The 11,834-nt window shown below is 39.5% G+C and carries 10 protein-coding genes; 8 read left to right on the forward strand and 2 right to left on the reverse strand.

The window, feature by feature from the left end; genetic code table 11:
* Nucleotides 1–22: 22 nt before the first annotated feature.
* Entirely contained in the window at nt 23–577 is a 555-nt protein-coding gene (gene def / locus CH76_RS12270; protein ID WP_036146785.1) for a peptide deformylase, read from the reverse strand.
* Between the two features lie 334 nt (nt 578–911).
* Between def and pdhA the strand changes: the two genes are divergently transcribed.
* The 5 genes from pdhA (at nt 912) to CH76_RS12295 (ending at nt 6,623) form a co-directional block, all read left to right on the forward strand.
* Nucleotides 912–2,021 carry a pyruvate dehydrogenase (acetyl-transferring) E1 component subunit alpha gene (gene pdhA / locus CH76_RS12275; protein ID WP_036146787.1) on the forward strand — a complete coding sequence of 370 codons (1,110 nt, stop codon included), beginning with the start codon at nt 912–914 and terminating at the stop codon, nt 2,019–2,021.
* Between the two features lie 3 nt (nt 2,022–2,024).
* A complete protein-coding gene (locus tag CH76_RS12280) occupies nt 2,025–3,002 on the forward strand; it encodes an alpha-ketoacid dehydrogenase subunit beta (protein WP_036146789.1) in 978 nt (325 codons plus the stop codon).
* Nucleotides 3,003–3,022: 20 nt separating this feature from the next.
* Entirely contained in the window at nt 3,023–4,318 is a 1,296-nt protein-coding gene (locus CH76_RS12285) for a dihydrolipoamide acetyltransferase family protein (RefSeq protein WP_036146791.1), read from the forward strand.
* Nucleotides 4,319–4,322: 4 nt separating this feature from the next.
* The gene (lpdA, locus tag CH76_RS12290) at nt 4,323–5,738 is read left to right on the forward strand and encodes a dihydrolipoyl dehydrogenase (RefSeq protein ID WP_036146794.1); all 1,416 of its coding nucleotides are present in this window, start codon (nt 4,323–4,325) and stop codon (nt 5,736–5,738) included.
* Nucleotides 5,739–5,840: 102 nt separating this feature from the next.
* Nucleotides 5,841–6,623, forward strand: a complete 783-nt coding sequence (locus CH76_RS12295; RefSeq protein ID WP_036146797.1) for an SDR family NAD(P)-dependent oxidoreductase — start codon at nt 5,841–5,843, stop codon at nt 6,621–6,623.
* Nucleotides 6,624–6,647: 24 nt separating this feature from the next.
* Here the strand turns inward: CH76_RS12295 and CH76_RS12300 are convergent, their stop codons facing one another.
* On the reverse strand, nt 6,648–7,475 hold the full coding sequence (locus tag CH76_RS12300; protein WP_036146799.1) for a TetR/AcrR family transcriptional regulator: 828 nt from the start codon (nt 7,473–7,475) through the stop codon (nt 6,648–6,650).
* Nucleotides 7,476–7,575: 100 nt separating this feature from the next.
* On the opposite strand from CH76_RS12300, the gene CH76_RS12305 reads away from it, so the two are divergent.
* The 3 genes from CH76_RS12305 to CH76_RS12315 all read left to right on the forward strand — a co-directional run bounded on the left by CH76_RS12305 (nt 7,576) and on the right by CH76_RS12315 (nt 11,822).
* Nucleotides 7,576–10,644, forward strand: a complete 3,069-nt coding sequence (locus CH76_RS12305) for an efflux RND transporter permease subunit (RefSeq protein WP_036146802.1) — start codon at nt 7,576–7,578, stop codon at nt 10,642–10,644.
* 126 nt (nt 10,645–10,770) lie between these two features.
* The gene (locus CH76_RS12310) at nt 10,771–11,145 is read left to right on the forward strand and encodes a CidA/LrgA family protein (protein WP_036146804.1); all 375 of its coding nucleotides are present in this window, start codon (nt 10,771–10,773) and stop codon (nt 11,143–11,145) included.
* A complete protein-coding gene (locus CH76_RS12315; protein WP_081892705.1) occupies nt 11,145–11,822 on the forward strand; it encodes an LrgB family protein in 678 nt (225 codons plus the stop codon). Before CH76_RS12310 ends, CH76_RS12315 begins: the two co-directional genes overlap by 1 nt.
* The last annotated feature ends 12 nt before the right edge of the window (nt 11,823–11,834 follow it).

The following is an 11,834-nucleotide window of genomic DNA, read 5'->3' on the forward strand; positions in this document are numbered from 1 at the left end:
GTCTTGGCATTGGGGATTTTTATTAGCCTTCGTAAGGTGTTGCGTCTGGGACGTCACCGAAAGGATCTTCTTTGTTAATACGATCGTAAAACATTACACCGTTTAAATGATCTAGTTCATGTTGAAAGGCAATTGCAGGCAAACCTTTTAAACGCATTTTGTGGTCTACGCCGTCCATATCCATAAATTTCACAGTAATACGCGCATGACGAGGCACATAACCCTGCACATCACGGTCAACGGATAGGCAACCTTCACCACCTGGTAAATATGTTCCTTCTACAGAGTGACTAGCGATTTTAGGATTAAAGGCAACAAATTCAAGTTGCTCGCCTTTATCATCCGTTAAATAAAGAGCAAACATACGCTTAGCTACATTAATTTGGTTAGCAGCTAAACCAATGCCACTGCGTAAATTATATTTTTCAGCTAATTCTTCATCCTGACTATTTTTTAAAAAAGTTAGCATGGCTTCAGCTGTTTGACGTTCCTCATCAGTTAGTGGGAATTTTACCTCGCTCGCTTTTTCACGTAGTGTAGGATGCCCCTCTTTAATAATATTGTCCATTGTTAACATCTAAAGACCTCCTTAAAATAACGAAAATTAATTCTTTTTCTATAGTATACAACAAATGAAAAACGTTCAATGCTTGAAGTGATAAAAGCAAAAGAATGTTATTGTTCGCTATAGATTGGGTAAAGTAATAGAGAATGTATAAAATAAATGTTATAGCACAGAAGATGTGTAAATGTATAACAGACTAATACAGTTGCTAATGTTAATAAATACTGCTTTAAGATTGATATTATATGATTGACCGACAAAAATTAATCAAGTATACTGTTCGTAGTTGAAGTTGTACTATTAAAAAATAAAATAATAATAATACAGATATGAGGAGGATTTAAAAATGGCTAACACGACTAATCTTGATCCAACAAAAACATTACATGAGATTGAAGAAAAGTTTGAGATGTTCCAAATTTTAAACGAAGAAGGCAAAATTGTTAATGAGGCGGCAATGCCAGATTTAACAGATGACGAGCTAGTAGAATTAATGAGTCGCATGGTTTATACGCGTATCCTTGATCAACGCTCAATTTCTTTAAACCGCCAAGGTCGTTTAGGTTTCTATGCGCCAACGGCAGGGCAAGAGGCATCACAATTAGCATCGCAATTTGCGCTTGAAAAAGCGGATTGGATTTTACCAGGCTACCGTGACGTGCCGCAAATCGTTTGGCATGGTCTACCATTAGAGAAAGCATTTTTATTCTCACGTGGTCACTTCGTAGGTAACCAAGTACCTGAGGGTGTAAATGTTTTAGCACCACAAATTATCATTGGTGCTCAGTACATTCAAACAGCAGGTGTAGCATTAGGCTTGCAAAAACGCGGCGAAAAAGCTGTAGCGGTTACGTACACAGGTGATGGTGGTTCTTCGCAAGGTGACTTCTATGAAGGCATTAACTTTGCGGGTGCTTTTAAATCACCAGCTATCTTTATTGTGCAAAATAACCAATTTGCGATTTCGACACCGCGTGAATTACAAACAGCAGCAAAAACAATCGCACAAAAAGGTATTGCAGCAGGCTTACCAAGTGTATTAGTAGACGGTATGGACGCACTAGCTGTATATGCAGTAACAAAGCAAGCTCGCGAACGTGCAATTAACGGAGAAGGCCCAACATTTATTGAAACAATGTGTTACCGTTACGGTCCACATACAATGGCAGGCGATGACCCAACACGCTACCGTACATCTGATATTGATTCGGAATGGGCGAAAAAAGATCCATTAGTACGTTTCCGTAAATTCCTTGAAGACAAGGGCTTATGGACAGAAGAAAAAGAAAATGAAGTAATTGAGCGTGCAAAAGAAGAAATTAAAGTAGCCATTAAAAAAGCAGATGCTACACCAAAGCAAAAAGTAACAGAACTTATGGATAACATGTATAAAGGCGATATGCCGTTTAACTTAAAAGAACAATACGAAATCTACAAAGAGAAGGAGTCGAAATAAGCTATGGCACAAATGACGATGATTCAAGCGATTACAGATGCGCTTCGTACAGAATTAAAAAATGACGAGAATGTACTCGTTTTTGGTGAAGACGTTGGTGTAAACGGAGGCGTATTCCGTGCAACGGATGGCTTACAAAAAGAGTTTGGTGTTGATCGTGTATTTGATACACCATTAGCAGAGTCAGGCATTGGCGGCTTAGCAATTGGTCTTTCATTAACAGGTTTCCGTCCTGTACCTGAAATCCAATTCTTCGGCTTCGTATTTGAAGTAATGGATTCTATTAGCGGACAGCTAGCACGTATGAGTTATCGTAGTGGTGGTGTTTACAATGCGCCTGTTACAATTCGCTCACCATTTGGTGGCGGTGTGCATACACCAGAGATGCACTCAGATAGCTTAGAGAGTTTAATGACAGCTCAGCCAGGATTAACGGTTGTTGTACCATCAACACCTTATGATGCGAAAGGGTTATTAATTTCCTCTATTCGTGATGACAATCCAGTTATTTTCTTAGAGCATTTAAAATTATATCGTTCATTCCGTGAAGAAGTGCCAGAAGAAGAATATACAATTCCTTTAGGTAAAGCGGATGTGAAGCGTGAAGGTAAAGACTTAACTATCATTGCTTACGGTTTAATGGTTCATGAGAGCTTAAAAGCAGCAGAAGAACTTGAAAAAGAAGGACATGCGGTTGAAGTAATTGATTTACGTACGATTCAACCATTAGATATCGAAACAATTATTGCTTCTGTTAAAAAAACGGGACGTGCAATTGTTGTCCAAGAAGCACAAAAACAAGCGGGTATTGCAGCTAACGTAGTAGCAGAAATTACAGAGCGCGCTATTTTACACTTAGAGGCACCTGTATTACGTGTAGCAGCACCAGATACAGTTTACCCATTCCCGCAAGCAGAGAGCGTTTGGTTACCAAACTTTAAAGATGTAATGGAAACAGCTAAAAAAGTTTTAGAATTTTAATTGAAGGGACGGAGAATACTATGGCTTTTGAATTTCGATTACCAGATATCGGCGAGGGCATCCATGAAGGTGAAATCGTAAAGTGGTTCGTTAAGGCGGGCGACGAAGTAAAAGAGGACGATGTACTTTGTGAAGTGCAAAATGACAAGGCAGTTGTCGAAATCCCTTCACCAGTTGATGGCAAAGTAGAAGAAGTACTTGTAGACGAGGGTGTTGTAGCAGTAGTAGGTGATATTTTAATTCGCTTTGATGCACCTGGTTATGAAGATTTACAGCTTAAGGGCGATGCACACCATGAGCAAAACGAAGCATCAAAAACAGATGCACCTAAAGAAGAAGTTAAAGAAGAACCTAAGGCAGAAGCTACACCAACTGCAGCGCAAACTGTAGAAAATCGTGTAATTGCAATGCCATCTGTACGTAAATTTGCACGTGATAATGATGTAACGATTCAAGAAGTTACAGGTACAGGCAAAAACGGACGTATTTTAAAAGCAGATATTGAGGCATTTATGTCAGGTGACACAGCTGCGCCTGTGGCTGAAACTGAACAAGTAACAGAAGAAGCGCCAAAGGCAGAAGCGGCAAAACCAATTGTGCCAGCAGGTGTTGACTTCCCAGAAACACGCGAAAAAATTTCGCCAATCCGAAAAGCAATTGCTAAAGCAATGGTTCATTCGAAACATACCGCACCACATGTTACACTAATGGATGAAGTAGACGTAACGGAACTTGTTGCGCACCGTAAAAAATTCAAAGAGATTGCGGCTGAAAAAGGAATCAAACTTACGTACTTACCTTATGTGGTCAAAGCGTTAGTGAGCACACTACGTGAGTTCCCTGAATTAAACCGTTCATTTGATGATGCAACGAGCGAAGTGATTCAAAAACATTACTTCAATATTGGTATTGCAGCAGATACAGACCGTGGCTTACTAGTACCAGTGATTAAACATGCTGATCGTAAATCCGTATTCGCAATTTCAAATGAAATTAATGAGCTAGCTGTAAAAGCACGTGATGGCAAGCTTGCACCAGACGAAATGAAGGGCGCATCATGCTCAATTACGAATATTGGGTCTGCTGGTGGACAATGGTTCACGCCAGTAATTAATCATCCAGAAGTGGCGATTTTAGGAATCGGCCGTATTTCTGAAAAACCTGTAATAAAAAATGGTGAAATTGTAGCCGCACCTGTGTTAGCATTATCATTGAGCTTTGACCATCGCATGATTGATGGTGCCACTGCACAACACGCATTGAATCACATCAAGCGTTTGTTAAGTGAGCCAGAATTATTATTAATGGAGGCGTAATAAAATGGTAGTAGGAGATTTCCCAATTGAAACAGAAACTTTAGTTGTCGGTTCAGGCCCAGGGGGTTATGTTGCAGCAATTCGTGCAGCACAAACTGGACAAAAAGTAACAATCGTAGAACGTGATACATTAGGTGGCGTTTGTTTAAACGTTGGTTGTATCCCTTCAAAAGCACTAATTTCAGTAGGTCACCGTTTTGAAAACGCTAAAAACTCAGACGATATGGGTGTTATCGCATCTGACGTTAAATTAGACTTCTCAAAAGCGCAAGCGTTCAAAGAGAGCGTAGTTAAAAAATTAACTGGCGGCGTTGAAGGTTTATTAAAAGGTAATAAAATTGAAATCGTTAAAGGCGAAGCTTACTTCGTAGATGCGAACACAGTTCGTATTATTGACGGCGAAAATGCGCAAACGTATACATTTAAAAACGCGATTTTAGCAACAGGTTCACGCCCAGTTGAAATCCCAACGTTTAAATATACAGAGCGCGTAATCAATTCTACTGGCGCACTTAACTTAAAAGAGCTTCCTGGTAAGCTTGTTGTTATCGGTGGCGGTTATATCGGTACGGAGCTAGGTTCAGCATATGCAAACATGGGCTCTGAAGTAACAATTATTGAAGGTAGCAAAGATATTTTAGCTGGCTTTGAAAAACAAATGACGCAAATCGTTAAAAAAGGCCTTAAGAAAAAAGGTGTTGAAATTGTTGTTAATGCCTCAGCTAAAGGCGTTGAAGAAACAAAAGATGGCGTAGTTGTAACATATGAAGCAGGCGGCGAAGAAAAGAAAGTCGAAGCAGATTATGTATTAGTAACTGTTGGTCGTCGTCCTAACACTGATGAAATGGGTCTTGAGGAAGTTGGTCTTAAATTTGCTGAGCGTGGTTTACTAGAAGTAGATAAACAATGCCGCACAAATGTATCAAACATTTATGCAATCGGTGATATTGTAGATGGCCCACAATTAGCGCATAAAGCTTCTTACGAAGGTAAAGTAGCAGCAGAAGCAATCGCTGGCGAAAAATCTATCGTAGACTATCTTGCAATTCCAGCAGTATGCTTTACAGATCCAGAACTTGCTACAGTAGGCTACAATGAGGAACAAGCGAAAGCTGAAGGTATCGAATACACAGCAGCTAAATTCCCGTTCGCAGCTAACGGACGTGCATTAGCACTAAATGAAACAGATGGTTTTGTGAAATTAGTAGCGCGTAAAGAAGATGGTTTATTAATCGGTGCTCAAATCGTAGGCGTTGGTGCTTCTGATATGATCGCTGAAATGGGCTTAGCAATTGAAGGCGGCATGACTGCTGAAGATATTGCATTAACAATCCATGCTCACCCTACACTAGGTGAAATTACGATGGAAGCTGCTGAAGTTTTACTTGGCAACCCAATCCATATTATTACGAAAAAATAAGTAGTGCCAGTCGCTCTCTTTAGCAGAGCGACTTTTTTTGTACGCATAATTTCGAATTTTCTATTATACTAGAGGTAGTATGATAAAAGGAGTGTGGGATAAATGGAGTTAGGCTTGCAAAATAAAGTAGCAATCATTACAGGTTCGAGTAAAGGTATCGGTTATGAAGTAGCATTACAACTTGTAAAAGAAGGCGCAAATGTAGTGCTATCAGCACGAGGCGAAAAGCAATTGCGCGTAGCAGCAGCTAGCATTAAAGAGGCGACAGGGCAAGATGTACTGGTCGTACCAACAGATGTAGCAAAAGAAAAGGAATGTAAAAACTTAATTGATAAAACCGTTGAACATTACGGTAAAATTGATATTTTAGTAAATAATGCGGGTACAGCTTCAGCTAATCCATTTGAAATTGTATCATCAGAGTTATGGCAGGCAGATATTGATTTAAAAGTATTTGGTGCTGTGCATTGTTCTAAGTTTGCAGTGCCACATATGCGTAAGGAGGGCGGCGGTGCTATTATTAATTTAACGGCAGTGCTTGCTAAAACACCACCAGCAAGCTCGTTGCCAACGACAGTTAGCAGAGCGGCAGGTTTAGCTTTAACAAAAGCGATGAGTAAAGATTTAGGTAAGGATAATATTCGTGTCAATGCTGTGTGCATTGGCTTAATACGTAGTGATCAAATTGAAAAGCGCTGGAAGGCAGAAGCCCCAGAATTATCATGGGAGGCTTACTCAAAGCAAGTGGGAGAGAATATACCACTTGGGCGCATTGGTGACACAGTAGAGGCGGCTAATGTTATTTTATTTTTAGCATCAAATGCAGCGAGCTATGTGACAGGTACTACAGTTAATATTGATGGTGGCTCAGGCCACGCATTATAAAAAATCGGTGTGGCCTACTATAGGCTACACCGATTTTTTATAATTTTTAATTAGGAAGCTAAGCCACTGTAACGGGGGTTCACCTTGTAGGTTAGCTAGCATGCCAGCGATTAATGCTGGGCTAGCTTGTTGCTTGTTGAGCTCAGTATGTAATAACTCAAGGCTCTCATGTAAGAAGGCGTTATCCTGGTAATTTTCGATTTGGGTTACTATTTCCTTGGAAATAAGCTCAAAAGAAATTGCTTCACAAGGAGGCAAGCTAATAGCATCGCCTTCTAAGAACCAAAGTGTAGCATGTTCAATAATTATATTTAGCCGTTCAACGATAGTATCAGCGAGCTGGTCATAATTATATGCAGCGCGATTTAATAAAATATGTTCGCTATAACCACGGATTAACCCTTTTAATGTTACTAGTATATCCATAGTAACGCCTTCAATTTTTTGTTTGTAAACGGTAATAAGCAATTGCTTTGTTGCCTCATCAATTAAACTATTGTAATGCGTAAATAAAGCAAATAGCTCTTCGTTGGGTGTACGTTGCTGACGCATATACATTGAAATAAAGGGTAGTTTATCTTCAAGCACTTCAAAAAAAGTAATCACATAGGTACGTAGTTTTTTTGTGGCGGGTAATGCACCACTTTCTATAGCTGTAAAGCGCCCTGCAATATCTTTAAAGAAGTGGTCAAAAATTTGTAAAATTAAATCATCCTTTGATTTAAAATGTAAATAAAATGCACCCTTAGAAATCCCACATTTTTTAGTAATATGCTCAATAGAGGTGGACTCAATTGAGTGCTCTGCAAAAAGCAGTGCGGCTTGCTCAATAATTAAACTTTTTTTGGACACTAGCGACACATCCTTTTATGCGTTAAAATTGACAATTGACTCAGTGGTCATTATTATAATTTAATATGACCACTAAGTCAAAACGAGAGTAGGTGCAAGGTTGAATTCAATTGTTAAGTTTGTATTGAAAAATAAGCTAGCGGTTTGGTTGTTAACATTTATCGTAGCGGGCGCAGGGATTTATGCTGGCACGCGCATGAAGATGGAAACCATTCCTGATATTTCAATTCCTGTAGTAACGGTAATGACTGTTTATCCAGGAGCCACGCCCGAGCAAGTAATGGATGACGTCTCCGAACCTATGGAGAAGGCGGTTGCGAGTTTAAAGAGCGTAAAAAATGTAACCTCTAGTTCGTTTGCTAATATGTCTAGTGTGCAAGTAGAGTATCGCTATGGTTCAGACATGGCAGAGGCTGAGCGCGAAATTAAATCAGTCATTGACAACGTAACTATGCCAGACACTGTGCAAGCACCGACTGTTGCACGTATTACAATGAATGCCTTTCCTGTTGTTGCGTTAAGTGTATCAAGTGAAGAAGAAGATATTGCGCAGCTGACAAAAACAGTAGAAACTATTGTCAAACCGCAGTTTGATAAAATTGATGGTGTATCATCTGTATCGATTTCAGGGCAACATGTTGAAGAAATCGAAGTGCGCTATGATGAAGCAAAAATGCAACAGCTTGGGGTAACTGAGGATGATGTGAAGCAAATGATTCAGGCGATGGACGTGCGTGCACCACTAGGTTTGTTCCCGTTTGAAGATAAGGAGCAGTCAGTAGTTGTTGATGGTAAAATGACAACACTAGACGAGCTTGCTTCATTAAAAATTCCTGTAACACCAAATGCCACTAATCCTGTGCCATTTGTTGAGCTAAAAGATTTAGCTAAGCTTGAACAAGTAGGTAAGGTTGAGTCGATTGCACGTACTAATGGTAAGGATGCCATTGCCATTCAAGTAGTAAAAGGGCAAGAGGCTAATACCGTTGATGTGGTAAACGATGTTAAAAAGGTAGCTAAGGATATTGAAAAGAAACATAGTGATTTATCACTTGATATTACATTAGATCAAGGTGAACCAATTGAAAAATCTGTAGAAACAATGTTTAGTAAAGCATTATTTGGTGCAGGTTTTGCGATTTTAATTATTTTGCTATTCCTACGTGATTGGCGTTCAACAATCATTTCGGTAATTTCGATTCCACTATCCATTTTAATTGCTTTTGTGATTTTGCATCAGCTAGATATTACTTTAAATATGATGACATTAGGTGCTATGACAGTAGCAATTGGACGCGTAATTGATGACTCCATTGTAGTAGTGGAAAATATTTATAGACGTATTCATTTAAAGGATGAGCCATTAAAGGGTAAACCGCTAATCCGTGCAGCAACTTTAGAGATGTTTAGACCAATTATGTCGTCAACATTAGTAACCGTTGCTGTATTTGCACCGCTTGTATTTGTCGGTGGTATGGTGGGCGAGTTATTTATGCCATTTGCTTTAACGATGACGTTTGCATTAGGTGCATCCCTAGTTGTAGCGATTACCATTGTACCAGCGTTATCACATACATTATTTAAACGTAAAATGTCTAGTCGTGCTAAGAGCGGACGCAAGCAAGCACCAAGTATGATGGCGCAGAGTTATAAGCGCACATTAAATTGGACGCTTAATCACAAGTTTGTAACAAGTCTTTTGGCATTAGTAGTATTAGTAGCAAGTTTATTTTTAATTCCGAAGATTGGTTTTAGCTTTTTACCTGAAGAAGACCAAAAAACATTGTATTTAACGTATACGCCTGAGCCAGGTGAGTTACGTGATCAAACGCTTGAGAATGTAGCAGTCATTGAAGAAAAGTTGCTTGCACATGACGATGTTAAAACAGTACAAATGTCAATTGGCGGTAACGAAAATGCAATGATGGGCGGCGGTGCAGATGGTTCATTAATGTTTGTTATCTTTGACCCTGATACAAAAGATTTTGGGGATAAAAAAGAAGCCGTAATTAAAGAAGTAACTGCGATTGAACAGTCAGGTACGTGGAAGAACCAAGACTTTGCTATGTCGGGTTCAAGTAATGAAGTGAGCTATACGGTTTACGGTGAATCTGTTGAGACATTAGAAAAAGTGACGCAACAAATCGTCGGCGCTATGGAAGAGTCAGATGAGGTTAAGGACGCTTCGTCAAGTTTATCTGACCGCTTTGACGAATTTACATTACAAATTGACCGCGATAAAGTAGAGCAAAATGGGTTATCAACAATCCAAATTGCCATGATGCTAAATCCAAATATCCCAGCCGAAAACCTAACAACTATTGAAAAGGACGGTAAGGACATTAAGGTAATTGTTAAAAAGGAAAAACAAGCACCTAAAAACTTTGATGAGGTACTAGCGACTCAAATCCCTACACCACTTGGTAAGACGATTGCTTTACGCGACGTGGTAGAGGTAAAAGAGGGTAGTGCAGCAAATAAAATTGACCGTCAAAGTAACCGATTATATGCGACCGTATCAGCTAAGCTAGATGGTCAAGATGTAACGAAGGCAACTGCAGATATTAATAAACGCATTGACAAGCTAGACTTGCCAAAAGGCGTTGAAGTGGAAACAGGCGGTGTTGCTGCTGATATGCAAGAAGCCTTTATGCAACTTGCTTATGCGATGCTTGCCGCGATTGCGATTGTTTATTTCATTTTAGTTGTAACGTTTGGTGAGGGGCTAGCGCCATTTGCGATTTTATTCTCACTACCGTTTACGGTAATTGGTACGCTAGTAGCGCTTTATATTGCAGGTGAAACGATTTCTGTTTCGGTATTGATGGGTATGCTGATGTTGATTGGTATTGTTGTAACTAACGCCATTGTATTAGTTGACCGCATCATTCATATGGAGCATGAAGGTAAGCCAATGCGCGAGGCGATTTTAGAAGCGGGCGCAACACGCTTACGTCCAATCCTAATGACAGCTATTGCGACAATTGGTGCTTTGATTCCATTAGCGATCGGCGCTGAAGGAAGCGGCTTAATTTCGAAGGGCTTAGGGATTACAGTAATTGGTGGTTTAGTGAGTTCCACATTATTGACACTTATTATTGTACCTGTAGTATATGAGTTTATTTCGAAGTTACTGAAGAAAAATCGACTTGAAATAGAAGAGGATTAATTTATTACTACTCAATGCCTAGTAAATAGTGCATTGAGTAGTTTTTTTGTTATCATTTATCATGGACAATAAAAATGGGGAGGCGTACAATGGACAGTAAACGTCAAGAGGGGGTTAGGTATACAAATGAGAGTTGTGCGTATTGTTGTGCAAATCGCGATATTATATGTTTTTTATCTCGTTGGCACGTTTATTGTCACGCAAACCGGTCTGCCTTTGCCAGGTAGTATTATCGGACTTATTTTATTGTCGTTATGCTTACAAATGAAATGGATAAATGTGAAGGCTATTCAAGATGGCTCGAGCTTTTTAATTGGTGTGTTAACGATATTTTTTGTACCTGCAACTGTAGGGATTGTGGAGTATCCACAATTATTATCAAGCGCAGGAGCTAAGCTTATTATTGCAGTAATGATTAGTACATTATTTACGATTTATGCAACAGGGCGCTTTTCGCAATATGTGGAGCGTAAAACAAAAAAGGATGGTGAAGTACAATGATGACGGCTATCCTTGTAATTGGTTTAACCATTGCGATGTTTATGGCGATGACTAAGCTACACCACCGTTTTCCTACACCATTATTATTGCCTATTGTTACAACAACGATTGTGTCCGTACTTGTATTAATTTATTTTAAAATCCCTTATGACACGTATATGATTGGTGGCGAATGGCTCCAAAAAATGTTGGGCCCAGCTGTAGTAGCACTTGCCTACCCACTATACAATCAACGTGCACTTGTGAAAAAATACCGTACAGCTATTCTTTCGAGCATTGTGTTTGCTATGATGTCAGGTTTAATTAGTGTGTATGTGTTAACTTTATTAATGCGACTTGATAAATCTTGGATTTTAACATCACTACCAAAATCTTTAACAACACCTGTAGCGATGCAAGTAAGTGAATCAATTAATGGTATCCCGCCGCTCACTGCTGTGCTCGTAATGGTAGCAGGCTTTGTCGGTGCAATTATTGGACCGTTAGTTATTAAATACGGCAAAATCGAATCAGCCATTGCGCGTGGCGTTTCGATTGGTAGTGCCTCACATGGTGTTGGCTTAACTTGTTTACAAGATTATGGCGAAAAAGAATTATCCGTAGGCTCATTAGCGATGGGGCTAAGTGCTGTAGCGGGCGCTTTTATTTGCCCGATTTTCGTTTATTTTGTATTTTAAAAGAGGCTGGGA

Source organism: Lysinibacillus sp. BF-4 (assembly GCF_000743635.1).
In the GTDB taxonomy this organism is placed as follows: domain Bacteria; phylum Bacillota; class Bacilli; order Bacillales_A; family Planococcaceae; genus Metalysinibacillus; species Metalysinibacillus saudimassiliensis.

Coding starts and splice junctions, on each gene's coding strand:
- def (WP_036146785.1), bottom strand. CDS start 577: ATGTTAACAATGGACAATATTATTAAAGAGGGGCATCCTACACTACGT.
- pdhA (WP_036146787.1), top strand. CDS start 912: ATGGCTAACACGACTAATCTTGATCCAACAAAAACATTACATGAGATT.
- CH76_RS12280 (WP_036146789.1), top strand. CDS start 2,025: ATGGCACAAATGACGATGATTCAAGCGATTACAGATGCGCTTCGTACA.
- CH76_RS12285 (WP_036146791.1), top strand. CDS start 3,023: ATGGCTTTTGAATTTCGATTACCAGATATCGGCGAGGGCATCCATGAA.
- lpdA (WP_036146794.1), top strand. CDS start 4,323: ATGGTAGTAGGAGATTTCCCAATTGAAACAGAAACTTTAGTTGTCGGT.
- CH76_RS12295 (WP_036146797.1), top strand. CDS start 5,841: ATGGAGTTAGGCTTGCAAAATAAAGTAGCAATCATTACAGGTTCGAGT.
- CH76_RS12310 (WP_036146804.1), top strand. CDS start 10,771: ATGAGAGTTGTGCGTATTGTTGTGCAAATCGCGATATTATATGTTTTT.
- CH76_RS12315 (WP_081892705.1), top strand. CDS start 11,145: ATGACGGCTATCCTTGTAATTGGTTTAACCATTGCGATGTTTATGGCG.